The organism is Virgibacillus carmonensis, assembly GCF_057836705.1.
The window spans coordinates 138163-164340 of sequence record NZ_JBYQFJ010000008.1 but is presented as its reverse complement, the minus strand read 5'-3'; the positions used below and the strand labels follow the sequence as shown (position 1 = coordinate 164340).

23 protein-coding genes and 1 pseudogene are annotated in these 26178 nt (G+C 40.7%); 11 read left to right on the top strand and 13 right to left on the bottom strand.

The features are described from left to right. Window positions 1–304: 304 nt before the first annotated feature. The 4 genes and pseudogenes from AC3G7N_RS08965 to AC3G7N_RS08950 all read left to right on the top strand — a co-directional run bounded on the left by AC3G7N_RS08965 (window position 305) and on the right by AC3G7N_RS08950 (window position 6199). Window positions 305–1297, top strand: coding sequence for an ABC transporter substrate-binding protein (locus AC3G7N_RS08965; protein ID WP_489421808.1), 993 nt, complete (start codon window positions 305–307; stop codon window positions 1295–1297). A 56-nt stretch (window positions 1298–1353) separates the two neighbouring features. Then, window positions 1354–2412: pseudogene (locus tag AC3G7N_RS08960) on the top strand (NAD(P)/FAD-dependent oxidoreductase). Window positions 2413–2678: 266 nt separating this feature from the next. Continuing rightward, on the top strand, window positions 2679–3497 hold the full coding sequence (locus tag AC3G7N_RS08955) for a YitT family protein (protein WP_489421815.1): 819 nt from the start codon (window positions 2679–2681) through the stop codon (window positions 3495–3497). A 329-nt stretch (window positions 3498–3826) separates the two neighbouring features. Continuing rightward, on the top strand, window positions 3827–6199 hold the full coding sequence (locus tag AC3G7N_RS08950; protein WP_489421807.1) for an immune inhibitor A domain-containing protein: 2373 nt from the start codon (window positions 3827–3829) through the stop codon (window positions 6197–6199). A 248-nt stretch (window positions 6200–6447) separates the two neighbouring features. Here the strand turns inward: AC3G7N_RS08950 and AC3G7N_RS08945 are convergent, their stop codons facing one another. The 6 genes from AC3G7N_RS08945 to cbpA all read right to left on the bottom strand — a co-directional run bounded on the left by AC3G7N_RS08945 (window position 6448) and on the right by cbpA (window position 12125). After that, a complete protein-coding gene (locus AC3G7N_RS08945) occupies window positions 6448–8103 on the bottom strand; it encodes an FAD-binding dehydrogenase (RefSeq protein ID WP_489421806.1) in 1656 nt (551 codons plus the stop codon). Between the two features lie 12 nt (window positions 8104–8115). Then, window positions 8116–9285, bottom strand: coding sequence for a lactate 2-monooxygenase (locus tag AC3G7N_RS08940; protein WP_489421805.1), 1170 nt, complete (start codon window positions 9283–9285; stop codon window positions 8116–8118). 14 nt (window positions 9286–9299) lie between these two features. Beyond that, a complete protein-coding gene (locus tag AC3G7N_RS08935) occupies window positions 9300–10274 on the bottom strand; it encodes a 2-hydroxyacid dehydrogenase (RefSeq protein WP_489421804.1) in 975 nt (324 codons plus the stop codon). A 23-nt stretch (window positions 10275–10297) separates the two neighbouring features. Continuing rightward, entirely contained in the window at window positions 10298–10498 is a 201-nt protein-coding gene (locus AC3G7N_RS08930) for a CDGSH iron-sulfur domain-containing protein (RefSeq protein ID WP_489421803.1), read from the bottom strand. Further along, entirely contained in the window at window positions 10491–11348 is an 858-nt protein-coding gene (locus AC3G7N_RS08925; RefSeq protein WP_489421802.1) for a DUF1028 domain-containing protein, read from the bottom strand. Before AC3G7N_RS08925 ends, AC3G7N_RS08930 begins: the two co-directional genes overlap by 8 nt. Before the next feature lie 156 nt (window positions 11349–11504). Beyond that, window positions 11505–12125 carry a cyclic di-AMP binding protein CbpA gene (gene cbpA / locus AC3G7N_RS08920; protein WP_489421801.1) on the bottom strand — a complete coding sequence of 207 codons (621 nt, stop codon included), beginning with the start codon at window positions 12123–12125 and terminating at the stop codon, window positions 11505–11507. 230 nt (window positions 12126–12355) lie between these two features. Between cbpA and AC3G7N_RS08915 the strand changes: the two genes are divergently transcribed. Beyond that, entirely contained in the window at window positions 12356–14530 is a 2175-nt protein-coding gene (locus tag AC3G7N_RS08915; RefSeq protein WP_489421800.1) for an FUSC family protein, read from the top strand. 67 nt (window positions 14531–14597) lie between these two features. Here the strand turns inward: AC3G7N_RS08915 and AC3G7N_RS08910 are convergent, their stop codons facing one another. The 5 genes from AC3G7N_RS08910 to AC3G7N_RS08890 are packed head-to-tail and all read right to left on the bottom strand — an operon-like array spanning window position 14598 to window position 19825. Further along, window positions 14598–16346: a CocE/NonD family hydrolase gene (locus AC3G7N_RS08910; protein WP_489421799.1), complete on the bottom strand. Its 1749-nt coding sequence runs from the start codon at window positions 16344–16346 to the stop codon at window positions 14598–14600. A 34-nt stretch (window positions 16347–16380) separates the two neighbouring features. Continuing rightward, window positions 16381–17055, bottom strand: coding sequence for an ABC transporter permease (locus AC3G7N_RS08905; protein WP_489421798.1), 675 nt, complete (start codon window positions 17053–17055; stop codon window positions 16381–16383). 21 nt (window positions 17056–17076) lie between these two features. Next, on the bottom strand, window positions 17077–17982 hold the full coding sequence (locus tag AC3G7N_RS08900) for an osmoprotectant ABC transporter substrate-binding protein (RefSeq protein WP_489421814.1): 906 nt from the start codon (window positions 17980–17982) through the stop codon (window positions 17077–17079). 28 nt (window positions 17983–18010) lie between these two features. Next, the gene (locus AC3G7N_RS08895) at window positions 18011–18664 is read right to left on the bottom strand and encodes an ABC transporter permease (protein WP_489421797.1); all 654 of its coding nucleotides are present in this window, start codon (window positions 18662–18664) and stop codon (window positions 18011–18013) included. Between the two features lie 15 nt (window positions 18665–18679). Further along, on the bottom strand, window positions 18680–19825 hold the full coding sequence (locus AC3G7N_RS08890; RefSeq protein ID WP_489421796.1) for a betaine/proline/choline family ABC transporter ATP-binding protein: 1146 nt from the start codon (window positions 19823–19825) through the stop codon (window positions 18680–18682). Between the two features lie 282 nt (window positions 19826–20107). Between AC3G7N_RS08890 and AC3G7N_RS08885 the strand changes: the two genes are divergently transcribed. The 4 genes from AC3G7N_RS08885 to AC3G7N_RS08870 all read left to right on the top strand — a co-directional run bounded on the left by AC3G7N_RS08885 (window position 20108) and on the right by AC3G7N_RS08870 (window position 23291). Then, the gene (locus tag AC3G7N_RS08885; RefSeq protein WP_489421795.1) at window positions 20108–20671 is read left to right on the top strand and encodes a GbsR/MarR family transcriptional regulator; all 564 of its coding nucleotides are present in this window, start codon (window positions 20108–20110) and stop codon (window positions 20669–20671) included. A gap of 57 nt (window positions 20672–20728) precedes the next feature. After that, window positions 20729–21622 carry a beta-keto acid cleavage family enzyme gene (locus AC3G7N_RS08880; RefSeq protein WP_489421794.1) on the top strand — a complete coding sequence of 298 codons (894 nt, stop codon included), beginning with the start codon at window positions 20729–20731 and terminating at the stop codon, window positions 21620–21622. A 2-nt stretch (window positions 21623–21624) separates the two neighbouring features. Beyond that, complete coding sequence (locus AC3G7N_RS08875) at window positions 21625–22593, top strand: L-carnitine dehydrogenase (RefSeq protein ID WP_489421793.1); 969 nt, start codon at window positions 21625–21627, stop codon at window positions 22591–22593. Between the two features lie 215 nt (window positions 22594–22808). Further along, a complete protein-coding gene (locus AC3G7N_RS08870; protein WP_489421792.1) occupies window positions 22809–23291 on the top strand; it encodes a thioesterase family protein in 483 nt (160 codons plus the stop codon). 45 nt (window positions 23292–23336) lie between these two features. Here AC3G7N_RS08870 and AC3G7N_RS08865 read toward each other — a convergent pair whose 3' ends face one another. Then, on the bottom strand, window positions 23337–24101 hold the full coding sequence (locus AC3G7N_RS08865) for a hypothetical protein (protein WP_489421791.1): 765 nt from the start codon (window positions 24099–24101) through the stop codon (window positions 23337–23339). Window positions 24102–24280: 179 nt separating this feature from the next. On the opposite strand from AC3G7N_RS08865, the gene mce reads away from it, so the two are divergent. Beyond that, window positions 24281–24703 (top strand): methylmalonyl-CoA epimerase, encoded by a 423-nt coding sequence (gene mce, locus AC3G7N_RS08860; protein WP_489421790.1) that lies wholly within the window; start codon window positions 24281–24283, stop codon window positions 24701–24703. Between the two features lie 136 nt (window positions 24704–24839). Continuing rightward, a complete protein-coding gene (locus AC3G7N_RS08855; RefSeq protein ID WP_489421789.1) occupies window positions 24840–25004 on the top strand; it encodes a hypothetical protein in 165 nt (54 codons plus the stop codon). A 114-nt stretch (window positions 25005–25118) separates the two neighbouring features. Here AC3G7N_RS08855 and AC3G7N_RS08850 read toward each other — a convergent pair whose 3' ends face one another. After that, window positions 25119–25694 (bottom strand): GNAT family N-acetyltransferase, encoded by a 576-nt coding sequence (locus AC3G7N_RS08850; RefSeq protein WP_489421788.1) that lies wholly within the window; start codon window positions 25692–25694, stop codon window positions 25119–25121. Window positions 25695–26178: the final 484 nt, after the last annotated feature.

The window sequence follows — 26178 nt, the reverse complement described above, 5'->3', positions numbered from 1 at the left end:
AACTGCTTATGTCTCGAGTGTCTAGGCGCTGGAGCTAGACAGATAATCGCCAAAACTTATACTTTCTTTGCCAAGAGCAAACTGCCATAACCCCCTTCTAGGGGGTTATGGCAGTTTTTTTTAGAAAACTTGGCTTATCGCCAAGTCTTAATGGCGAAAGCCTTAGTTGCACTTATACTGATTTTCATTAAAAAATTTATACTCTTATCCGTGTAAAATAATATTGACATCCTTATCATCTATTGATAAAGTTTAATTGATAATGATAATCCTTATCAATTAAAAAATAAGAGAGGATGCTTTTATGAAAAAGGTTATATATATCGTACTTATCTTACTTATTTCTTTCTTGACAGCATGCAATGAAAAGGCTGGGCAAGAGACTACTGCATCTGAGAAAAAATCTGCTTCAGATGATAGAACCATAACGATTGAAGATGGCATCAACGAGGTAAACCTTAATGGAACCCCTAAAAGAGTTGTCGTATTAGAATGGACATATGTTGAACATCTTTTACCTCTAGGTATTGAACCAATAGGCGTATCAGATGTTGAAGGATACAACAAATGGATAAATGTTGGCGAACCACTAAATGAGTCTGTTAAAGATGTTGGTACCCGTGCTGAACCCAACCTAGAAGCTATTGCGCGTCTAAATCCAGACTTAATTATTGGGGTCAAATACCGTCATAAAGGCATCTTAAAACAGCTACAGGATATAGCTCCTACAGTTATCTTTGCTCCGTATTCCGAAAAAGGTGCCAAAAACCAATATCAGCACATGTTGAATGAATTTCATACCATTGCGAAGATATTCGACAAACAAGAGAAAGCTGATGAAGTTGAACAGCAGCTTGAACAAACTTTTCGCGAACAGGGCAAGCGAATTAAAGATGCAGGCTATGAAAAATTAGATGCAGTCGTTACGCAAGCTTTCACGTCACAAAACGCACCAGTATTACGCTTATTCACGGATAATTCCGTTGTTGCCGGTGTGTTAGGAAAAATGGGAGTCAATAACGCCGTCGCATCTGACAAACCAGAGATATATGGTTTCCTATCCGTTTCGGTCGAAGCATTGCAAAATTACCAAAACAATCATTTCTTTTATTTAGTCCAAGAGGACGATACTATTTTCAGTAAACAATTAGCAGGTAATCCCGCTTGGACCAATCTAAACTTTGTAAAAGAAAACCATACATATAAGCTACCAGGCGATATGGGAACGTTTGCAGGGCCGTTGTCAGCTAAAAGACTATCGTTAGAATTTGCAGATGTATTAGTTAATAAGAAATAAAAACCAGTCCATACGTAGTATAAGCAATCTAGTTTTTCTGGATGAGGAGAATTCATATGAATCGTAATGATGTTTATGACGTTACAATCATTGGCGGAGGACCTGCAGGGTTATTTTCCACCTTTTACAGTGGTATGCGTGAGATGAAAACAAAACTCATCGATTTCCAACCACAATTAGGGGGAAAGGTTAATGTGTACCCCGAGAAAATAATTTGGGATATCGGAGCTCTAACACCCGTAACTGGTGAAAAACTTATAGAACAAATGATTGAGCAGGCATTAACCTTTGAGCCAGAAGTCGTCTTAAACGAAAAGATTATAAAAGTTTAAAAATCACCGGAAGAACTATTCATAGTAACAGCTGCTAACGGAAATCAACATGTAAGTAAAACCGTTATTTTAGCAGTAGGTGGCGGAATACTAAAACCAATCAAACTTACTATGCAAGGTGCTGAACGCTTTGAGGTTACAAATCTACATTATGTGATACAAAGCCTAGATAAATTCAAAAATAAGGATGTTATGATACTAGGCGGTGGAAACGCTGCCATCGATTGGGCTGTCGAATTAGAACATGTAGCAAAAAGTGTTAAACTTATCCATAGAAGAGATCAATTTGATTGCCATGAATCACAGTTAACACATATTAGGGAGTCACATATACAAATTCACACGGAGTCAACAGTTAAGCAATTAGTTTCAGCGCAAGACAATACAAAAATTGATTCAGTACTTGTGAAAAACAATAGAACAGGTAAATCCTCTCAAATTAAAGTGGATGATGTGATAATTAGTTATGGTTTTGAAAGAGAGTTATCGTTTATTAAAGACAGTCCACTCGACATTGACCTAATAAATGATTACTTTATCAACGGAACTGCAAAGTCACAGACTTCTATTGATGGTCTCTTTGCAGCTGGGGATATACTAGCTTTTGATGGGAAAGTCCACCTAATAGCAGGTGCTTTCACAGATGCAACAAATGCAGTAAATCAAGCAAAACAGTATCTTGAGCCATCCTCAACTGCAACTGGTAGGGTGTCCTCTCACAACAGCCGCTTTGAGGAAAAAAACAAAGTAATCCGCAGCCATTTATATGTAAACAATTCATAAACCAAGAGAAATCATCTATTACCATTTTAGTAGATGATTTCTTTTTTTGCTGTATCAACCGCCATTTATAGAATTTAAGAATATCCCAGCAATAATGTTGAAGTCTAGTTCACGTAGGATTCTAGAAATTAATGTTATAATAAAGAACAATCACAAAACTTAGTAGGAGGAAAAATATGCAGGGGGAACAAATGCCGAAAGACTTTGTCCATGTAAAAGACGCTAACCGCCAAAAGAAACGAACTAGGTCTAAACTAATAAAGCGAATGATTTTTGTTCCACTTGGTGCAATTTTAGTAGCAGTGGGGCTGGAAATATTTTTAGTACCCAACAATATAATTGATGGAGGTATCATCGGAATCTCCATTATTACTTCTTATTTAACAGACATTAATCTCGGTATCTTGCTTGTCCTCTTTAACCTTCCATTCTTTCTAATTGGTTATAAACACATCGGTAAAACATTTGCCCTAACAACCTTAATAGGCGATATAATCCTTGGAATCGGTGTAGCTTTATTTCATCCAGTTCCAGTTCTAACAGACGATCTTTTACTCGCCTCTGTCTTTGGAGGACTTTGCCTTGGAGTTGGTGTAGGTCTGGTGATTCGTCATGGCGGTTCATTAGACGGCACGGAAATTATGGCTATTTTATTTAACAAAGCAACCCCATTCTCTGTGGGTGAAATTGTTATGTTTATGAATTTTTTCATTTTAGCAAGTGCCGGATTCGTTTTTGGTTGGGAACGCGCTATGTATTCTTTAATTGCTTATTTTATTGCCTTTAAAACGATTGATATTACAATTGAAGGATTGGACCAGTCGAAATCAGTCTGGATCATCAGTGATCAACATAAAGAAATTGGTGAAGCAATAAACGCTCGACTTGGTAGAGGTGTGACCTATCTCAATGGGGAAGGGGCTTATACCGGTGATGATAAGCACGTTATTTTCACTGTAATTACTAGACTTGAAGAAGCAAAAGTAAAAAGTATAGTGGAAGAAAAAGATGATTCTGCATTTCTTGCTGTCGGTAACATTCATGATGTTAAGGGTGGGCGCTTTAAGAAAAGAGCGATTCATTAAGAAAACAATCTATTAAATTTCCATACAAAAAAACAAAAAACCTCGCAATTAATTGTGGGGTTTTTTTATTATCCCGAATAATAGGTAAAATATGGATATAAGTAGATATATTTACTTACTAACCATTAGTAAATTAGAACCATTTTCAAAATTCCCCCTCTATAATATTTACAATATTTTGCCTAGACTTTATTATTAGACTGTTACCAAACTTCTTTCATAGGAGGTTAAGTTTGGTTGATAAATTAAAACATCAACAGGGGGGTCTACATAATTTAAAGATTTAGGGCAGGTAAGTCTAACTATATTAATAGGAGGAAACGGATTATATGAAAAAGGGAATCATTCTTTCTACAACTCTTGCACTTACACTAGGGTTTGGAACTGTAAATATTAGCGCAACAACAGCAAATTTACCTGAATCTAACAATCTAACTGCAAAAGTTTCATCATCAGTTGGATCACCAGTAGATTTAGGCATTGCAAACGATGAGAAATTAATAGAGATGTTAAAAGAAAATGGTACAATCGCGAACGATGCTACCCCTAAAGAAGCTAACAAGGCTTTGAAAAAATATTTAAAAGGTAAAGCCAATACTGCGAAAAAGACTAAGGATAAGCTTCCAAAAGGCTTAGACGCTGACATGAAAGATAAAACGAAAAAGCACGATAACGGTCTTACAAATGGTAAAGGTAATAAGCTTGGACAAGCTAAAAAGCAGGACATAGATTCAGTGGAAGAAGAAGTTTATAACGGTGAAACGCGTTCTGATAAAGTTCTAGTACTTGCTATCGATTTCCCGGATTACGAGAAAAGCTCAATCACAAAAGAAGAAACAGACATGTGGTATGAAAATTACACACATGACCATTTCCAGGATATGATTTTTGGCGAAGATGGATATGAAGGGCCTAACGGCGAAAACCTTGTATCTATGAAACAATATTACGAACAACAATCTGGTGGAAGCTATACAGTAGATGGTACGGTTGCTGGCTGGTATACAGCTGAAAATCCAGCTGCTTACTATGGTGGGAATGTTCCTGCACCGGACGGCAGTGATGCACGTGCACGTACATTAGTATATGAAGCATTAACAAAAGCTGGAGAAGATCCAAATGTTGATTTGAGCGAATATGACGTTTATGATCGCGACGATTACGATGGTGACGGCGTATATGCTGAGCCGGACGGAATTATTGACCACTTAATGGTTATCCATGCTGGTGTTGGTGAAGAAGCTGGTGGAGGATCCCTTGGAGGAGATGCGATTTGGTCTCATCGTTGGAACCTTGGTGGTTTGATGGCTGTTCCTGGTGGATCATCTGAAAGTGACCGCTTCGGTGGCCAATTGGCTGCATTCGATTACACTATCGAACCTGAAGATGGCGCTGCTGGTGTTTTTGCTCACGAATATGGTCATGACTTAGGTCTTCCAGATGAATATGACACTATTTATAGTGGTGCTGGTGAAGCAGTATCTTACTGGTCCCTTATGGCAGGCGGAAGCTGGGCTGGAGATATCCCTGGAACAGAGCCTCCTGGAATGAGCCCATTTGCTAAAGAAATGCTACAAGAGTTACATGGTGGTAACTGGTTAAGTGGAACAACACTTAGCGCAGATGACATTACAAGCGAAGGTACTTCTGTACTTCTTGACCAAGGAGTAACAAAAGGTACAAATAATGACGCTGTTCGCGTAGACTTACCTGATAAATCTACTGTTGTAAATACACCATATAGTGGTGAATATGAATATTTCAGTGGAAGTGGGAATAATCTTGATAACTCAATGGTTACATCTCTTGATTTAACAAATGCAACAAATGCATCCTTTAACTTCAAGGCATGGTATAACATTGAAGTGGACTGGGATTATGCTTCTGTACAAGTAAAAGAAGAGGGTGCCGATGAGTGGGTTTCTGTTGAAGGTAATATTACAACAACAACAAATCCACACGATCAAAACCCTGGATTTGGTATTACTGGTTCATCTGATGGTTGGACTGACGCATCATTCGATTTATCTGCATATGCAGGACAAAATATCGAAGTAAAATTAAACTATTGGACAGATGTTGCTGCAACACTCCCTGGCCTATATGCTGATGATATTACCGTTACAGTTGATGGTAATAATGTCATTTCTGACAATGCTGAAAGCGAATCAGCATTTAATTTAGAAGGATTCACTAAAAATGATGGTAAGTTCCGTTCAGAACACTACTATCTACTAGAGTGGAGAACACACAACGGCGTCGATGAAGGTCTTGCTCATATCCGCCGTGGCGCGAGTTTAATGAGCTTTGATCCAGGTTTAGTTGTATGGTATGTTGATGATTCATATGATAACAACTGGACTGGTAATCACCCTGGTGAAGGATTCCTAGGTGTAGTTGACGCTGATCAACACGCTGTAAAGTGGAGTGATAAATCAGTTGCTGCAACTCGCTATCAGCTTCATGACGCAGCATTCAGTTTAGATAAAACAGAAAAAATGTTTATCGATTACACGAATCTATTAGGACTTACAATGAAAGACAACTTTACAAAACGTACACCATTGTTTGATGACAGTGCCGACTGGAGCAACCCAGGTCTAGTTGACGCTGGTCGTAACGTTCCAGAAGTAGGATTAAAATTCCGCGTTATTGGACAAAGTGATGATAACACGGTTGGAAACGTATTGATTTATAAGTAAGCAGGAGCATTAAGTTAAAAGAATCCCATCTTCCAAAGTGGAAGATAGGATTCTTTATTTTTATCATTCTAATTTATCGTTATTTTTGACGATTAACTTTCGGGGTTGGTCGATCAACTATTTAATGGCTACGATCAACTTTCCCAGATTACCGATCGACTATCGTGGTATCTCGCTCAACTTTATCACTTCCACCGAACACACATTACCCCCTACTTTCCAAAGGATGGTGGGGGGTTTTATAGTTATCACTTTAATCTCTCAACAATACCTCGTCCTGCTTCTCGCCCAGTAAATAAGCATCCACCTAAAAATGTACCTTCTAATGCTCGATAGCCGTGCACCCCACCACCACCGAAACCTGAAACTTCTCCTGCTGCATATAGCCCAGGAACCGCCTCACCTGACTCATTCAGGACTTGTCCGGATAAATTGGTTTGCAATCCGCCTAATGTTTTACGGCTAACGATATTCAACCGTACAGCAATCAGTGGGCCATTTTTGGAATCTAGTATTTTGTGTGGCGGGGCCACTCGAATCAACTTATCTCCTAAATAGTTGCGCGCTCCCCGAATCGCGGTGATTTGTAAATCCTTTGTATATGTATTATCTATCTCTCGATCACGTGCTTGGATTTGTCGTTCAATACCATCGCGATCCAGTAATCTTTCACCTGTCAGCTTATTCATACCAATAACTAGATTATCAATATTTTCCGCAACAACAAAGTCTTCACCCTTGTCCATAAATGCCTTTACAGGAGATGTCGGTCCAGGTAAGACCCTACTTAATACCTTTTTAATACTTTTTCCTGTTAAATCCGGGTTTTGCTCCGAGCCAGAAAGAGTGAATTCCTGCTCAATAATTTTTTGAGTCAAAATAAACCAGGAATAGTCGTAACCAGTCTTTTGAATTGCTTCTAGCGTACCCAATGTGTCAAAACCCGGAAAGTTTGGTGCAGGAAATCGGTTACCTTTCGCATCCAACCAAATCGACGATGGTCCTGGTAGAATCCGTATACCATGCTTTTCCCAAACCGGATTCCAGTTTTTGATTCCTTCCGTATAATGCCACATTCGATCTCGATTTACAATTCGGCCGCCAGCGTTTTCGGTTATTGCAAGCATCCGTCCATCCACATGAGCCGGAACTCCTGAAATCATATTTTCAGGAGGTTTACCCAGTCGATTTGGCCAGTTTTCACGAATCAGATCATGGTTTGCTCCAATTCCACCACTCGATACTAACACCGCTTCCGCCTGGCACAAAAAGTCGCCGACGACCTCTCTTGAACTTTTTTCACCACGAGAAGCAGGACTCTTTTCTAAAACGGACCCACTAACACCCACAACCGCTCTATCACTCGTAATTAACTTGTCCACGCGATGACGTGGTTTATAAACGACAGTTCCATTTTTCATATGCTCACGAACACGTCGTTCAAATGGTGCAACAATTCCTGGCCCAGTTCCCCATACAATATGGAACCTTGGCACCGAGTTACCGTGTCCGTCAGCAAGATAGCCACCACGTTCTGCCCATCCAACTAAAGGAAAAAAACGCAAACCCATATCACGTAACCATGTACGCTTTTCTCCTGCCGCAAAGTCCATATATGCTTCTGCCCATTTCTTTCCCCAATAATCTTCATCTTCCTCTTTATCGAAACCTGCAGTCCCAATCCAGTCCTGCCAAGCTAAATCCTTAGAATCTTTTATTCCCATCCGCCGCTGTTCAGGCGAATCTACTAAAAATAGCCCACCGAAGGACCACCATGCCTGCCCACCTAATGAAGCTTCTGGTTCTTGATCCAGCAGCAACACTTTTTTGCCGGCATCAGCTATTTCTGCAGTTGCTACCAAACCAGCAAGCCCAGCTCCTACAACAATTACGTCGGCTTCCATAAAACTGCCCCCTTACTGTTTAGTATCTATAAGCATCGATTGATTTAGCTCACTAACTGACTTTTCGCCCGTTAAAGCCATCGTTATATCCATATCAGCAATCATGTTCTGCAATACTTCTTTTACCCCGCGCTCACCTGCAACAGCTAGACCATACATACATGGCCTTCCAACAAGTACAGCTTTTGCCCCAAGCGCGAGTGCTTTTATAACATCAGACCCCCTTCTAATTCCACTATCCATAAGTACAGGGATTTGACCCTGAACGGCCTCACAAACAAGTGGTAGCGCCTCTAGCGCACCTAATGCGCCATCAACCTGACGACCTCCATGATTGGAGACAATAATCCCATCCACCCCGTGTTCTACCGCTAATTTTGCATCATCTGGATGTAAGATTCCTTTTACTATGATTGGTAGATTTGTATGTTCTTTTAGAAAGGTAATATCATCCCATGTAAGTCCTGCATTCCCAAAAACCTGCGTCCAATGCATAATGGCAGCGTTTGGATCCTCTTTAGGCGACTTTTCTAGCTTTGCACAAAAAGCAGCATCTGTTAAATAGTTTCCTACTCCCTCTCCCATTAAGAAAGGCAAATATACATTTTTCAGATCATATTCACGCCACGCCATCATCGGTGTATCCAATGTGACAACTATGCCTGAGTACCCTGAAACTTCTGCTCTTTTTAAGAAACTTGCTGTTATGTCTGGATCCTTACTCCAATACAATTGAAACCATTTCGGTGCATCCCCCATGGCTTCAGCGATCTTTTCCATAGGGACCGATGACGCAGAGCTTGCTATATACGGCACCCCCATTGCCGCACTTGCCTTTGCTGAAGCCACATCACCTTCTGGATGAATGATTGATTGTACGCCGATAGGAGCATGTAGAACTGGAAAAGGATTTGTATTCCCAAATAACTCAACAGTAGTATCACGATTTTCTACATTCCGAAGCATTCGCGGAACAATCTGCCACCGATTAAACGCCTGAAGATTGGCTTCCATTGTCTTTCCCCCACTAGCACCTCCTGCAACATAATAATAGGGTCCATCATCTAACACTTCCCGTGCACGTTTTTCCCATTCTTCATATACAACTGGTAGTCTGCCTGGATCGGGACTTGACATCGTTTGATAGACACCAAATTGAACTTGGTTACCGAAGTTGGACATAATTATTTCCCCCCTTACCTTGCTGTTTCTTTATTTACTAGATTCACAGGCACTTGGTTATTCAGTCCTTGTATCAGGTTTGTCATAGCTAGTTCGAACATTTTCATTCTAGTTTCAAACGTAGCCGAACCGATATGTGGAACCGTAATTACATTTTCCAATTGGAGAAGCGCATGATCCGCTTGGATCGGTTCCGTTTCAAACACATCTAAAGCCGCAGCGTAAATGTCTCCTTCTTTTAACGCCTTCACTAAATCTATTTCATCAACATTTTCACCACGAGAACCATTAATAAAAATGGCCGATTGTTTCATAAGAGAAAATTGCTTTTCTCCCATGATAGGTGGCGTATTTTTATTAGCCGGAGCCATGAGTAGAACATAATCCGACTCCGTTAAAAGATCGTCAAGCTCACAATACGTGCCCTCAAATTCATCCGCAACTTTATCATTTCTCGTTCGATTGTGGTAAAGGATTTCCATATCGAACCCGTAATGAGCACGTTTTGCTACAGCAGAGCCAATCCGCCCCATTCCAATAATTCCCAGCTTTTTATGATGAACATCCACACCATAATGATCCAATCCAATCATATCTGTCCATTTGTTTTCCTTCACATACCGGTCAAGTTCTGGAATTCTTCTCGCAACAGCAAGCATTAAGGCCATCATCGCATCCGCGGTGGTATCTGTTAAAACATCGGGCGTATTCGTTCCCATCACGCCATGTTTAATCATTTCCTCTAAATCAAAATTATCGTATCCTACTGATATATTACTAACAATCTGAAGCTTGGGTGCGTGTTCTAAAAGCTCCGCTGTAATTGGCAGCCCCATCCCAATTAATCCCTCACAATCCTGTAATTCCTTCAAAAAAACGTCATACTCCTGTCCAACATCTTTAAAGTGAACTAGATTGACGTGTTCCTTTAGTTTTTGAACCGCAGGATCCGGTAGGTCATGGTAGGCAATCACTTTTGGTTTATCCATATGATTAATCGTCTCCTCCCTTATTACACTCTCGGCTTACTTTCAAATCCTATCTTCTTATGTGATCCATCACAAAATGGTTTGGTTGAGGAGTGCCCACAACGACATAGAGAAAAGATTCTTTTCGTGGTATACGCATTCCCGTCTCCGTCTACAAGCTCAATATCCCCGGACACAAGTAATGATCCGTTGTCGTTCACTTTTATTTGTAACTTATCATTCATGAGAATCCTCCTTGTTTTTCATGAAATCTAATACCTCTTTATCGATTTTCCCTTGTTCCAATTCTCTTCCTTCAAAATTTTCCACATGGAGAAAAGCTGTTAAGCCTTCATGTAGGTCATTATCCTCAACCTGATGGCTTGGAATAAAACCTAATCGACTCAAATGAAGTACGATATCCTCACGAACCAAGCCGGTAATGTTTAGTATATTTTCGTTTTTGGTCGTTCCAAAATAAAGCTGCTGAAGCTGATAGATTCGAATCAACTCTTTTATTGGATCTGGGTGATCATCTACACGTAAATCGATAGACCGATCATTCGCTTCTAAGTAGCCACCTTTTTCTTTTACAATATAAATAGCAGCAGATTGTTTACCACGGCTATCCCCGCCCGCAGATTGTCCAGCATCTAATGCTTTTAATAATCGCTCAGCTAATGTTCCAGTTTCTTGCTCAAACGTCTCGGCAAGTACATCTACGGTATCCTGGCCAACTAATATATTTCCTTGTGCCGCATAATGTTTTCCGGCTTTTCCTCCAGCCCAGTCATAGCACTTCTCACCAGTAAAAGTAGCAGAATTTCCATTTGCATCTACTATGCCAACCTGACGATCCGGTTTTCCATTATCTTGGTTTGTCAAAATGTCCACCGTTTCCTGTGCCGTCTTACCTTCATCCATTAGCTTTAATCCGTCTGGTCCATATGCTGGATTAGCAAAAGCCTGTGTTGCAACTGCTCCAACACCAGCCTTAGCCCATGGAACAACAGAACCAACCCCCAAAAACTTTGATTGTACAGCAACACCTAGCTCTTTTGTTTCCGGGTCAAAACCCACAATTGAAAATGTCATCGTTGAACTCCCCTTATTTTTGTATTATTCTATACTCTTAAACTTCGACAAATGGCCATGAAACTCCTTTATTTTTGATTGCACAAAAATAGTACAAGAGCATATCACGCCCTTGTACTGGTATGTTTATCTATGAACAAGATTCAACGGCCCTTATTAATTCAACGTTTCCACATCTGTTACCTGGAAGTTATTTTTATATAAGTCTTTCTTTATACGCTCGACGTCTTTTAACTCCACGTCTTTTGGTAGTACAATACAAACTCTTCTTGCATATTTTGAGTTGTTGTTCAACGAAATAACACTCTGTACATTGCAATGCTTATTGACTATCTTTAACATTTTCTGCAATGCTCCTGCATACTCAACAGTACCTATTGTCAGTGAGTAGCTTCCGTTGTTTACACCCCAAGAATCTTCTAATACCTTGATGACATTTCCATGTGTTAATATCCCTAGAAAGTTCCCGTCTGAGTTTACAATAGCTAAGTATGGTAATCGTTTAATGCTGGAAAATACTTTAAAGAAAGGATCATCTTCCTTTACTGATCCTTCCTGGTCTCTAACAAGTTCTTTAACTGGGTCACTTAATGACTTTTTGTATTCTAGGATATGAACTTTATAGATATTACCAACAAACTTGTTTTCCGATTCATCAAGAACGGGTATACATCGAAAACCAGAATCCTTCAATTTAGCCGATGTTTGTTCTAGACTGTCGTTTTCATTAACAAATGTAACATCATGCTTCTCTACATAATCATTACTTACTATCATCTTTACACTACCTCCCAAGATTCTAACTTATTCATCATACGTGTTGTTTATGCTTATTGTTTTGATGTTTTTAATGTGCACCTTTTTATCTCTACTATATACTACATTCGACACTTTGTTTATATTTCCCTTTTATGAACGCATTAAAACGCTGGAATTACTGGTTTGGTGCAACGTTAAATAAATGGTAGTATTAAGAAATAACAATTCGGAAAAAGAGTGGTGACGGAATGGGACATTTACATATCAAACACCACTGGCTCGGAAGGCTACTCGCTTCAGATCCAGGACGAACACGGTTCCAGAAGGCTGGGAAAGCAACCATTAGTTTAATGTCTGCTGTTTTTACGACCTTATTTATATTGCGGGCAGCTGGAAATGACCTGCTAACCCCAGCAATAGTAGCTGGTATGGTCGGAATGTTTGGGATTATGATTGTCATGGATGATACAAAGAAAGAAAAGCAAGTGACGACATTATTACTTGGCATTTCAGCTGCACTTGGCATTACGGGTGGGTCCTTCCTAGCGGGGAACACGTTATATATTGACATGCTGATGATCCTGATTATCTTTAACGCCTTTTATCTATCCAGGTTTGGTGTAAGATATTTTTCCATTTGCATGATCGGTTTTATAACCGTTTATATTTCTTCGGTTCTTAGCCTTTCATCAGACCAATTACCATGGTTTTATATGGGCATTTCACTTGGGGTAATCTACGCATTTATGTATAACTTCATTTTGTTTAAGGACTCAAGTCAAATTTTAAAACGTAGCATTCGCTCCTTTCATATTCAAAGCAATTTGACCTTTAACATATTAATAAAAGGAATTCAGGATCCAGAACCTAGCCCCAAACGAATTAAATACCTCACGAATAATGTTCGTAAGCTTCGTGATTATGGTAGAACTGTTTCTGGAGATCTTAATGCTCAGGATATAAAAGAAATATGGCCAGGGCTTGAAACCGCGCAATTACGACTGTATGTGTTCGATACTGGCATGCTAATTGAAACGTTAACGGACTCCATTCAAAAATTGAAAAAGGCAGATGCATTCGAGATAGAGGAACTACGCCGATTGCTTGTATGGGTAATCGAATGTCTTCGTGATGCAAGAGTACTTGCACAGCATTATGATAAACATGACTTAGAAGAAGCAGAAATAGCTGTACAAGGGCTTCGTCTTGCTTTAAAGGACCTGGTGAATCGGGATGAACCCCCAGCAGGATGGGTGTTTCTCATTCGTCGGATAGAATCAATTGCTAACCATGTAATCGAAGGAGCAGTTAGCATACAGGAGTCGCTACACGAAGGGAAATCCGTTCTTCCTGATGAAACAGACAATCACGAAGAGGAAGAAGACAGTTCTTCCGATGACGAAAGTGAATTAAAACCTTCAACGAAAAAAGCTTACCAGGCACTAGTTGCAGGAACAATATCCATTTTTGTTGGTCAAATTATTTCGCCCACCCAGCCATATTGGGTGCTTCTTACAGCATTTATCGTTCTGCTTGGAACTGAATCAGTTGGACGGACCTATACAAAAGGGTTTCAACGTTCACTCGGAACGGTTATTGGAGCCGTCATTGGATTTGGTCTTGCAAAAATCCTGGCTGGCCATTCCACCATCGAATTAATTCTATTGTTCTCCGTTATTTTCTTAGCTTTTTATCTACTGACCGTATCCTATACGCTTATGAGCATGTTTATCACGATGCTCATTGCCTTTATGTATGATATTTTACTAGGAGGGATCACCTTTCAATTAATAGGTGCACGTGTTACCGATACAATCGCTGGTGCACTTATTGCTGTTGCTGTATCAGCAGTTATTTTTCCTAAGAAAACAAAGGACAAGGTAGCAGATAGTATTGAAGAATTTTTAACCGAGCTAAAACCCTATGTAACAGGCTATGTACAAAGTTTTCGCGAAGACGTGTATGTGAAGGATTTAGCGGATCGTGCATTCACATTGGATCAAAAGCTTCAAACCATTGAAGATGAAGCAAATCCGCTTCTTAGTCGACCAGAAACGGTTAGTCGATCAGGCATCGCTCGTTGGATTACCGTATTTACAGCCATTAACTATTATGCAAGACATCTGATTGCCTCGTCTTTTAGAGGTGATTCCGAATACCCAGAAGAACTAAAAGAGGTTTTTAAAGAGGTAGAACAAAAACTAGAAGATAACATAGACACATTAAGTAAACTAATCAAGGGAATCGAACGTACCGGTACACTATACAATCTAAAAGAAGAACGCGAACAAATAGAACGCCTTGCTCCAAGTAGAGATAGTGATCATTCCCATCGTGACTTAATTCACCACCTCTATTATGTGTGGCGGATTAATCAGTCCATCGTTGCATTGGGGAACGATTTAGGTGCTGAGGAAAAATAACCAAACCATCCTATGTTCTAAAAGTTGAACATAGGATGGTTTGGTTTTTGGAAAAAAACGCCCACAACTAGTCAACCGACGGAATAATCGGAAGAATGATATGTGAAGGGTATTTTTCACTGTGGTATATTGTTTGATTAGCATTCTTGAAATCGGCACTGTTCAACATGGTTTTGCCTGTATTCAGGTTGGCATCGAATCGTGGAAAATTACTGGATGATACTTCAATCCTTATCCGATGACCTGAAAGAAATACATTGCTCGTTGCCCACAAATCCATTTCATACTGAACGATTTCCTCGTTCAAATCTGCTTCAGGTTTGTAACCATTCCGATACCTTGCGCGAACAACGCCATCCGTTAAATTATAAGCTGTACCATCCGGCATAACATCGATCAGTTTTGCGGTAAAATCGGTGTCTTTTGCACTTGTGGCTGCCCAGAGCTTAATTTTTACAGGTCCCGTTACTTCAACTGGCTGCTTCAACGGCTCAGACGTGTAGACTAACACATCTTCTCTTTCCTCAATTTTTCTTTGATCACGCGGCCCAGTTGTATTTACACCGTCGTGCAATGTACTTCCACCAAATGAGGGCACAGGATTTTCAGGATCATAAACAAAGTGGTCTGGCGGTTCCTTGTCCGATTTTACCATAGACAGCTTTCCGTCACCACCGCCTGTATTTGCCCCGCCTCGACTGTGCAAATAATAAGGTACATAGTTTGTACGCGCAAGTGGCCATTCTTGTTCATCACGCCACTGATTTATCCCCATTACAAAAATTTTAACCGGTGCTTCATTAATAATATGCGTATTTTTCCCCTTCAACCAATAGTCAAACCAACGTAAGTGAAGGTGTGTGAGGTCTTCTTTATGGTCAATCCAATCTTCTGAGGCGTGCGAGCCAAATTTACGTTCTCCAATCATCGAACCGAAATTGCCATGGGCCCAGGGACCAATAATAAGCTTCTGATGTTCTCTAGCCTCAGGGCCATCTGCCTTCGCTTTCATTCCCATATAATTGTCAATCGTTGATCCAAGCAAACTATCGTACCATCCTCCAAGATGAAATGCTGGTACATTCATCTGATCATACTTGTTTGCGATACTTGTTCTCTGCCAATCTTCATCTTCCAATCCACGTTCCAATTGCTCAAAGAAATAATTTGCTAAACCAAGCTCCTTAATAGGCGGCCAATCTTTAATCGGTGCATGACGGTACCATTCTTCTATATGGTCAATACTTACTGCCAATTTTTTCATAGCCTGTTCATACGATTCTTGATCCTTGTACTTTCTTTTAATAAGATCTGGTGCAATTGATTCAAGTACCCAGGTTTCAGATCCTCCCAATCCAAAGGCACCATGATAGTAAAAATTACCGTCTCGTTGATCACTTAATGTCTGGGCCGGAAAAATGGCCTGTAAACTAGGTGGATGCTCGGTTGCTGCCAACAACTGGGTAAAGCCATAGTAAGAAAGGCCGAACATCCCAACCTTCCCTGAAGAGTAAGACAATCCAGCCGCCCATTCAACCGTATCAAAACCATCTTCGGCCTCGTTTAGGAACGGCTCAAATTCTCCTTCAGAGTGAAAGCGTCCCCTTACGTCTTGAATAATGACAATATACCCACTTTCGACTAGTCGATTCGTATCAAGATAACGATGAGAATAAAAGGGCAAATCTTTATTGTATGGAAGGCGAGTCACTAATACCGGAAACTCCCCAACCTCGTGGGGACGGTATATGTCGGCATAAAGCACAGTGCCATCTCGCATTGTGCAAGCGATATTTTTTTCTAATAAAATTTGCATATAGAAGCCCTCCTTATGCGGGGCAGCCTCCGCATTAAGCGGTTGCTTCTGTTTTATCCGCACTTTTCACTTTTACCGGCGAAAGCAAACGCTCAAGCCACCCCATTACAAGATCGGCAATTACTGCCATTAATGCTGTTGGAATCGCCCCAGCCAGAATTATAGCCGTACCATTTGTAGCATTTGTACCGCGGATGATAATATCACCTAAACCACCTGCCCCGATAAACGTTCCAATCGTGGCAATGCCGATTGCAATAACTAGAGCGGTCCTTAGACCTGCCATAATAACGGACAAGGCTAACGGCAACTCCACCATCCGTAACAATTGAAATTTTGTCATTCCCATACCACGTCCTGATTCAAGTAGCGCGTTATCGACACCTTGAATGCCTGTATACGTATTTTTAAGAATAGGTAGAAGCGAGTATAAAAACAGCGCAAAGACAACTGTATTAGCCCCGAGGCCCATAGCTAACATAAGAACTGCCAACATGGCCAAGGCAGGAATAGTTTGAATAATATTCGTAAGTGAAATCACCCAAGTGCTTAACCTGGCATGACGTGCAATAATGATACCAACAGGAATGGCAACCATTGCTGCAAATAGTACACCATATGCTGACATTAGAAAGTGACGTAAAAATTGATCCCATACGTATCCCACATTTTGCGAATAGTACAATCCTAAATCCATAAGTGTTTCCAAAAATAACACCTCCCATTGATTTTATTCGAAGTAGTTGTTTTTCTCTAAAAATTCTTTAGCAACAACCCTTGGCTCTTTCATCTTAACGTCAGCCTGATAGTTCATCTCACGCATTTGTTCTGTACTTATGGTTCCAGCTAACTTCTTCATAATGTCGCTAAGCTCGGGATGCTTCTTAAGCACCTCATTGCGAGCAACCGGTGAACTATCATACGGTGGAAACAATTGCTTATCGTCTTCCAATGTTACAAGGTCAAACGCCTCCACACGTCCGTCGGTGGTATAGGCAAGTACAACGTCCATCTCTCCGCTTTCAACGGCTTTATAAACCAATCCAATGCTCATCGGAAAAATGCGGCCGAACTCAAACCCGTAAGTTTCAATAAACGAATCATAACCAACGGCAGGACGTCGAATCCATGCACTGTCTACACCTAACCTCAATTCAGAAGCGAGTGCCTCAAGGTCTGAAACAGTTTTTAAATTTTCTTTTTCAGCCAGTTCGCTTTTTACAGTAAAGGCATAGGAATTAGCAAAACCGTATGAGTCAAACCACGTCTGATTGAATTGCTGTTGAAACTCTCTTTTCACAATTTTAAGAGCTTTATCAGGATCTTTGACCGGCTTCATTCCCAGTGCACCTACTAAATCCGTCCCGGTGTATCTTGTGGCAGTGATATCAACTTCACCTGCCGTCATTGCTTTGTGTTGCACGGTGGAAGATCCCATGTTCGAGATCATCTCCGTTTGAAGATCTGTATAATGATCAATCATTTGGCTTACCATGTTGCCCATAATTGCTGATTCTGCTGTCCCTAACGTACCAACTGTAACGGTTTTTTCTGCAGGCCCACTCAACCCTGGCAATGAACAACCGCCAAGTAACGATAAGCTTAGTACCAAAGCGACAATCGATTTTTTCGTTATGTTATACACCTTTTTGTCATCCCCCTTTCTAAATGGCTTCCTCTGAGTCTCTAAGGCCTTTTGGTGTTGCTCGTTTCTCAAGGCGTCCGAGAAGCAAGTCTGTGATTAACGCCAACATGGTAACAGGAACAGCACCTATTAGAATTAGATCTGGACGATAAAGGTTCATCCCATTAAAAATATAGTCACCTAATCCGCCAGCTCCGATAAACGAAGCAAGAGTAGCCCAACCAATTAAATAAACCGTTGACACTCGAACACCCGCCATAATAACGGGCACTGCCAGTGGTAATTCCACATCACGGATACGTTGCATACCGCTCATACCCATGCCTTTACCAGCTTCTAATAAACTTTTATTCACATTCTCAACACCTATAAACGTGTTCCTTAACATTGGTAACATGGAATAGAAAAACAATGCAGCAATCGCAGGAATCTTACCAACTCCGAGAATAGGGATGAAAAAGGCGAGGATCGCAAGACTTGGAAAAGTTTGAATAACTCCAACCGTCCCGATTACAAAGCCCGCAACCTTAGGGATTCGTGTGAGCGCCACTCCAAGTGGAATCGCAACAATAACGCCAAGGAGGACAGCAATCAACGAGATATAAAAATGTTCCCACGTTTTCACTAACAATTGACCGCTGTTTTCGGCCAAAAACTGTAATAATTGATCCATATCCTTTCCTCCTTCCTATACATTTACTGTACTAAGATTATCTTCTTCGCCCCAAATAGAGTCGTACACGACATCTGCAAGGCTGGCCCTGGTCACAAGACCTCGAAGGCGATTTTCTTCATCAACAACTGGCACATACTTCATGCCCCGTCTTAATATTTTATGAATCGTGTCACGAAGCAGGGTTCCTTCTTTGACTGTGTACACTTCCGTAGCCATTACATCTCCGACCCGGGTTGCCTTTTTACGATTCTGATCAATAATTTCAATATCAATATAACCCTTTAACACATTCTGCTCGTCAATAACAAGCAGTGAATCTACTCTACGCTGCTTCATGATTTGAATTGCATCAGATAGGGACTTATCCTCTGAAACTGTTGCGGGATCAGCACTCATGATCTGTTCAACGGTTTGAATGCTAGGTCTCGCCTGCACTAACCGCTCCTTGCCGATAAACTCTTCCACAAAGTCATCAGCTGGATTTCGCAAGATTTCGTCAGGAGTGCCAACCTGCACTAACTTCCCGTCTCGCATAATCACAATTCGATCAGCCAGCTTTAGGGCTTCATCCATATCGTGTGTGACGAAAACAATTGTCTTCCCCAATGATTGTTGCAACTTTTTAAACTCTTCCTGTAATGCATCTCTTGTTATCGGATCAAGCGCACCAAATGGCTCGTCCATTAAAATGAGGGGTGGATCTGCTGCAAGCGCACGCAATACACCAATACGTTGCTGTTGTCCCCCACTTAACTCATGTGGATAACGGTCCAAATACTCCTTCTCCATGCCCACGAGTTCCAATAATTCTTCCGCGCGGGTACGACGTTTACCTTCAGGCCATTTCAACAATTTCGGAACAAGTGAAATGTTTTCCTGAATCGTCATATGTGGAAACAGGCCGATTTGTTGAATAACATAGCCGATTTCCCGTCTAAGCTGCACCAAATCTTTTTCCAGGATATTTTCTCCTTCAATATGAATGCTTCCTTCCGAAGGTTCAATTAAGCGATTAACCATTTTCATTGTTGTTGTTTTCCCGCAACCGCTTGGTCCAATAAAAACAACAAACTCCCCCTTGTCAACCTCTAGGGTCATACCATCAACCGCTTTTTTTCCTCCATCGTACACTTTTGACACGTGATTGAATTTCAGCAAGTGAAAGACACCTCCAAATAATTTTTATATCGTATATCTTTTCCAGTACCACTGAATTTACCAATATCAAGTATAAAGGAAAAAGTGTAAAGTAAAAAGTTTATTTACTGTACATATAATCCATAAAGTTTGTAAAATATTTATTGTATAAAGTTTATATATGGTTTTACTTAGAATTCCCCTAGATCACTTTAAAATACTCTACTATACTCGTTTTTCATTTTTTAATTAGATGTGTTACATTGGCTTATATAAAGTAGGCTAGTCGAAAGGATGAAGCATATGGAAGAAGAACAAATGCTCAACAAAATGAGAAAAGTTGAAGAACAATTTGTAGATAAAATCGCCGACAATATGCATACATTTGGAATATCAATAACCGTAGGGCGTGTTCTTGGAACCATTTATATGAATAGAGAACCAATGACGCTTGATGAATTGTCAGAGAGTATCGGGATGAGTAAAACCCGAATGAGTCAGGTTGTACGTGAAATGCTGGACCTCAATATCGCGGAAAAGGTATTTGAAAAAGGAGTACGTAAAGACCTGTACAACGTTGAACGGGATTACTATCAAACGTTTATATCGCTATTTACATCTAACTGGCGCAAAGCTATTAATAAAAGCAAAATGTTCGAGCAAAAGCTTCAGCGAGAACTTGCGGATATAGAGAAAAGTGAACCATTAAATGAACAAACCGAAAAAAAGGTCAATGAACTGCTGAAGGAAACGCGAATTTGGCTGGATTACTATGACTGGATTGACAGGCTAACCGAGTTTTTTGAAAGCGGAGAGATATTTGAACACGTACCCATACATGTACATGAAAGTAAAAGAGACAAATAATTACCCATCCATAAGCACATCCTATCTAAATGAGAAAATACGCAAGGAGGAATTATCATGCAAAAAAAAGTCATTATATCTTGTGCCGTTACAGGAGCTGGGGCGACTACGGAAAAAAGCCCACACGTTCCCGTTACCCCAAAAGAGATTGCAGATTCAGCAATTGAAGCAGCAAAAGCTGGAGCAACGATCGCCCATGTTCATGTCCGTGACCCAAAGACTGGTGCTCTAAGCCACGATCCTGCACTGTTCCGCGAAGTTGTGGAAAGAGTTCGTGAATCAGATACAGATGTTGTTCTTAATATTACAGCTGGAGGAGGGGGCGACTGGGTCCCAAGTGATGAAGATCCGACTACTGGTGGACCAGGTACGGATATCCAGACCCCTGAGCAACGCCACGAACCAGTTGGTAAATTTTTGCCGGAAATTTGTACACTAGATTGCGGCAGTGTGAACTTTGGCGAACAAGTTTACATCAGTCCAACCGATTGGTTACGCGAACAAGCTCGACTTATTCAGCAAAGTGGTGTGAAGCCGGAACTGGAATGTTTCGACACTGGACAAATTCGCTTTGCTAAACAACTAATTAATGAGGGTCTCATCGACGGCGACCCGATGTTTCAATTTTGTCTCGGGATCCCATGGGGTGCTGATGCAGACGCTGAAACAATGCTTTATATGCGTGATAAAATTCCAGAAAACTCCCATTGGGCTGCATTTGGAATTGGACGCATGCAAATGCCAATGGTAGCACAATCCATTCTTCTTGGTGGTCACGTCCGTGTCGGTTTGGAAGACAACCTGTATTTGAAAAAGGGTGTTCTTGCAACGAACGGTCAGCTTGTTGAAAAAGCGGTATCCATCATTGAACATCTTGGATCCGTACCAATGACACCGCAAGAAGCCCGTGAGCAACTCGGGTTAAGAAATCCCCATGGGAAGGCTGAATAGTTATGGAGGACATTAAAAATACCATTCATAAAGTAACTGTTGTAGGTACAGGTGTTATTGGAAATGGCTGGATCGCCCGCTTCTTAGCACATGGCTACGAAGTAACAGCTACTGATCCTGCTCCTGATGCTGAAGCCAAAATGTGGGCTGCTATAGACAATGCCTGGCCGGCACTGGAGAAGCTCGGTCTAGCTGAAGATGCAACTCGTGACCGTCTTCATTTTAACCTGGATCTTGAAAGTGCTGTAGCAGATGCCGATTTAATTCAGGAAAATGCACCAGAACGAGAAGAATTGAAACGGAAACTGTTAGCTGATATCGACCGTATTGCGAAACCGGAAGCTATCATTGCTTCCAGTACTTCTGGCATCATGCCAAGTACGTTACAAGCTGATTGCGGGCATCCAGAACGGGTTATTGTAGCTCATCCGTTTAATCCAGTGTACCTTGTACCACTTGTTGAACTTGTTGGAGGCAAACTTACTGAACCAGAGAGTGTTAAGAAGGCAGAGGCTTTTTATACATCAGTTAACATGAAACCACTCGTCATTTCCAAAGAAATTGAGGGCCACGTGGCGGACAGGCTAATGGAAGCTATCTGGCGCGAATCTTTACACCTTGTAAATGACGGTATTGCTACAACTGAAGAAATTGATGCTTCCATTGTCTACGGACCTGGCCTACGATGGGCGTTAATGGGACCTTTCTTAACGCTACACCTGGCAGGCGGCGAGCAGGGTATGAGGCATATGCTGGAACAATTCGGTCCTGCATTGAAACTACCATGGACAAAACTCGTTGCACCGGAACTTACTGACGAGTTGACAGAACGTGTCGTTGAAGGTTGCGAACAGCAAACAGAAGGCCATTCGATTAGTGAACTTGAACAACGTCGCGACAACTTTCTGATAGAACTTCAACAGCTACTTGAAAAATATTGGCCTGCAGCAAACCTGAACGGAAAACTTTAACGAAGTCTACTACTGGCTTTAAATAACTGCATCGAAGAATAAGAAGAGCTCGGGGTGCCTTGAAAGACACGACAAGGATAAGCAGAGCGGTGCAGTGTGGGTGCTTTACTCGCTCGGAAACGAACTGCTTATGTCTCGAGTGTCTAGGTGCTGGAGCTAGAAAGTTAAACGCCAAAACTCATACTTTCCTTGCTCTCAAGAAAGGAGTAGCCACCATGTTCCCTGAAAACAATACATTGATGAACGTAAAAGTTCGTCCGGAATGGGTCGACTATAACGGACACATGAACGATGCCGAATATGCCCGCGTATTCAGCATTGCCGTGGATCAGCTGATGAACAAGATCGGCATTACCGAAAGCTTCCGCGATGAACAACACTATTCTATCTTTACCTTGGAAACGCACTTATGCTACCTAGCAGAAGCTCACCAGGACGAACCGCTTCAAGTGACAGTACAACTACTTGATCAGGACGTTAAACGACTACACGTCTTTTTCGTTATGGAAAACAGCGAGAGCAAGCGGCTGGCAACAAGCGAACAAATGCTCATGGGAATGGATATGAAAACAGGACGTCCCGCTCCCTTTCCATCCCCAATTGAAACAAAAGTGTCAGCACTTGCAGAAGCTCAAAAAGACAAACCAGTCCCTGACGAAGCAGGAAGAAAAATCGGCATACGCAAAAAAAGCAACTAACCGTAATGGAAACAAAAAGCCCTGGCAATATGCCAGGGCTTTTTGTTACTTTTTATTATTGTGGTGATACCCAAGATACATCTTATTTTTCTTGTCTTCAAACGGGAATAGCTTCCGTTTTTTTGCTTTCTCATAATGATTTGTAATTATCTCTTCAAATAATTGGTTTTCACTTTTGTTCTCCGTATCAATTCCTAATTCCTCCGCAGATTGAAAGATTTTCTTTTCATGAATTTCGTTCACTAAAGCATGTGTATTTTTGCCTTTCGTTTTAATACCTAATTCTTCAGCCTGGTTCTTGATTAGTCTGATAAATACCTCTTTCCTCAATTCCTTAAACTCTTTCCCTTTTGCCTTAATTCCTAATTCATCGGCCTGTTGTTGTAACATCGCTTCATAAACTTCTTTTGCTAAGGTTTTAGGATCTTTATCTCCTGTCTTAATGCCAAGTTCTTTAGCCTTTTCCATTATCCTTGCATGATGTACTTCTTTTGCAAGTTCCTGAGTCGTTTTTCCTTCTGTCTCAATGCTTAATTCGTCTGCAGCTTGTTTTATTCTTGCTTCCGTCACTTCTTTTGCTAATACGTGAAGATCTTTACCCTCTGTTTCGATTCCCAGTTCTATAGCTTGTATCTTGATCATTGCTTCATCTTTGTAAAAATCAGGCTTTTTTCTATCCTTATCATTAATAATGCTACGACCTTGCTCAGATTTCTCTACATTGCCTTCATCAATAGATGCAAATACCTGAGAAGTGCTAATCCCTAGTGTTAACACAAGTGTAAGTACCAAAAATAAACCTTTTTTCATGTTGTATACTTCCTTCCTGAAGTGAAATTGTAAATTCCTATTAATTAGCATTTCCCATTACAGGAATTAAATGAAAGAAAAATTTATGAAGAAATATATCTTTTGTTCAAGAACAAGTCTTAAGTTTTTAAGAATCTCTATGATAAAATGAAGCTATTATGTATATGAGGGGAATTGGCATGGATTATAAACTAGATCATATCGGCATTGCCGTTCGACAATTAGAAGAAAGCATTACCTTCTATGAAAATGTATTAGGTGGTAAGCTAATACATCGCTACAGAAGCGATGCTAAAGGTGTAGAAAGTGAAATCGCAACAATGGAAGTCAATGGCACTCGCACTGAATTACTATCACCAACCAACAACACAACGTCACCAATTGCTCGTTACTTAAAACAAAAAGGAAAAGGTGTCCACCATATCGCGTATAACGTCAATAACCTCGATGAAGCGCTAAAGGATCTGAAAAATAAAGGTATTCGCACATTGGACGAAACTTTACGAACCAACCAACATGGAAGACGATTGATTTATTTGAATCCAGTTGATACAGAAGGAACCATTATCGAATACTGTGATTATCCGAATCTGGAACAATAAACAAATTTAAAACAAGGCTTGCCAAACCCTTGTTTTTTAATCTCTATTTTTACAACCATTTAAGCTTCAAAACATAGAGTGAAAAACGATTAGTTGGAAACGATAAGTATTGAAATTAAAAATGGAGGTGTAAAGAATGGCTGAAGAGAACTACCGCCAATATAGAACTGGCCAAGGTGTACCAGAGACCGGGGAATATATGTGCCAGTCGGGGAAAAAGGCAAAATTAAATGAAAAAGAGGATTTTCCAGCCTGTCCCGTTAGTAATGAAGAAACAACCTGGACACACGAGGATCAGTAAAACAAGGGTAAAGTACCCTTGTTTGTGTGCTGATAACCTATTTTCCCCTACCGTAATTTGCCTTATTTTCTTGCTGTTCGCGTACTTGGAAACAGACTATTGAATGTTTTTTTATTACGACTTATATAACGTTCCATACTCCGATCTCATCATCGAATAAACAACCGTATCATGAAACTTTTCACCATCAAAATCCGTCTGCCGCAGCACACCTTCTTTCATAAACCCATACTTATTCAAAATCTTTTCCGATCCCTTATTGCCTGCAAAAGCATCACCTACTATGCGGTTCAACCCAAGGGTCTCAAAACCAAAAGCGAGAACCTGCCGTAAAATTTCAGTCATTACTCCATTATTTTGATATTCCTTGCGAATAATAACACCCATTTCGGCCTTCTTATGCCACAAATTTAATTTGTGCAAATGAAATTGGCCAACAATATTACCATTTTTATTATTCACGATTACCCATGGAATTTCCCTTCGTTTATCGTAGCGTTCCAGTTGCATATGGACTACCTCTCGCATCTCAGCTTCTGTCTGAACCGGATGTGGCGTAACAAACTTCATCGTTTCTTTGTCACTAACAAATGTAACTAATTCTGCAGCATCATCCATCGTTAAACCTCTTAACATGTAATGTTCCGTCACTAACCTAGGTATTGTGGTAAAAATAGCTTCCATTGACATGCGCGTTCCTCCAGTTGGTTTTTTCTTAGGCTGTTTTCTAAAAGATTGTTGTTTTTGACACAAAAGAAATAAACTGCGACGTAACTAAAAATCATGTTCAGTGACCTGCGCCGCTGTGGAAAAATCACTACGCTTTCCCGCAGGAGTCTCCGTGTTTTTCCTTCGCTAAGGTTCAGCTCATAACTTCAGTGATTGGAGCTGTGGGTAGTCGACTCCTGCGGGAGGAAAGGCATAGGTGAGACCCCGGAGTGCGTAGCACGAGGAGGCTCACCAGCCACCCGCGGAAAGCGACTATCCACAGCGGAAATCACGGCGCTGTTATGTCGCAGTTTATATCAACTTCGGTGGTATGAGCAACAAACTATACGAAAACAGCCTCTTCTTAAGTATTTCCTTTGGTTCTGCCCACCCTCTACAGTTAACCCAGATCCACTTAATCTAAAAATATCATAGCGAACTAAATTACCATAATAGTCTTACTATT

What these genes read in the sequence shown, in the direction of transcription:
- AC3G7N_RS08965 (WP_489421808.1), top strand. Translation starts at nt 305, where the DNA reads ATGAAAAAGGTTATATATATCGTACTTATCTTACTTATTTCTTTCTTG.
- AC3G7N_RS08955 (WP_489421815.1), top strand. Translation starts at nt 2,679, where the DNA reads ATGATTTTTGTTCCACTTGGTGCAATTTTAGTAGCAGTGGGGCTGGAA.
- AC3G7N_RS08950 (WP_489421807.1), top strand. Translation starts at nt 3,827, where the DNA reads ATGAAAAAGGGAATCATTCTTTCTACAACTCTTGCACTTACACTAGGG.
- AC3G7N_RS08945 (WP_489421806.1), bottom strand. Translation starts at nt 8,103, where the DNA reads ATGGAAGCCGACGTAATTGTTGTAGGAGCTGGGCTTGCTGGTTTGGTA.
- AC3G7N_RS08940 (WP_489421805.1), bottom strand. Translation starts at nt 9,285, where the DNA reads ATGTCCAACTTCGGTAACCAAGTTCAATTTGGTGTCTATCAAACGATG.
- AC3G7N_RS08935 (WP_489421804.1), bottom strand. Translation starts at nt 10,274, where the DNA reads ATGGATAAACCAAAAGTGATTGCCTACCATGACCTACCGGATCCTGCG.
- AC3G7N_RS08930 (WP_489421803.1), bottom strand. Translation starts at nt 10,498, where the DNA reads ATGAATGATAAGTTACAAATAAAAGTGAACGACAACGGATCATTACTT.
- AC3G7N_RS08925 (WP_489421802.1), bottom strand. Translation starts at nt 11,348, where the DNA reads ATGACATTTTCAATTGTGGGTTTTGACCCGGAAACAAAAGAGCTAGGT.
- cbpA (WP_489421801.1), bottom strand. Translation starts at nt 12,125, where the DNA reads ATGATAGTAAGTAATGATTATGTAGAGAAGCATGATGTTACATTTGTT.
- AC3G7N_RS08915 (WP_489421800.1), top strand. Translation starts at nt 12,356, where the DNA reads ATGGGACATTTACATATCAAACACCACTGGCTCGGAAGGCTACTCGCT.
- AC3G7N_RS08910 (WP_489421799.1), bottom strand. Translation starts at nt 16,346, where the DNA reads ATGCAAATTTTATTAGAAAAAAATATCGCTTGCACAATGCGAGATGGC.
- AC3G7N_RS08895 (WP_489421797.1), bottom strand. Translation starts at nt 18,664, where the DNA reads ATGGATCAATTATTACAGTTTTTGGCCGAAAACAGCGGTCAATTGTTA.
- AC3G7N_RS08885 (WP_489421795.1), top strand. Translation starts at nt 20,108, where the DNA reads ATGGAAGAAGAACAAATGCTCAACAAAATGAGAAAAGTTGAAGAACAA.
- AC3G7N_RS08880 (WP_489421794.1), top strand. Translation starts at nt 20,729, where the DNA reads ATGCAAAAAAAAGTCATTATATCTTGTGCCGTTACAGGAGCTGGGGCG.
- AC3G7N_RS08875 (WP_489421793.1), top strand. Translation starts at nt 21,625, where the DNA reads ATGGAGGACATTAAAAATACCATTCATAAAGTAACTGTTGTAGGTACA.
- AC3G7N_RS08870 (WP_489421792.1), top strand. Translation starts at nt 22,809, where the DNA reads ATGTTCCCTGAAAACAATACATTGATGAACGTAAAAGTTCGTCCGGAA.
- AC3G7N_RS08865 (WP_489421791.1), bottom strand. Translation starts at nt 24,101, where the DNA reads ATGAAAAAAGGTTTATTTTTGGTACTTACACTTGTGTTAACACTAGGG.
- mce (WP_489421790.1), top strand. Translation starts at nt 24,281, where the DNA reads ATGGATTATAAACTAGATCATATCGGCATTGCCGTTCGACAATTAGAA.
- AC3G7N_RS08855 (WP_489421789.1), top strand. Translation starts at nt 24,840, where the DNA reads ATGGCTGAAGAGAACTACCGCCAATATAGAACTGGCCAAGGTGTACCA.
- AC3G7N_RS08850 (WP_489421788.1), bottom strand. Translation starts at nt 25,694, where the DNA reads ATGTCAATGGAAGCTATTTTTACCACAATACCTAGGTTAGTGACGGAA.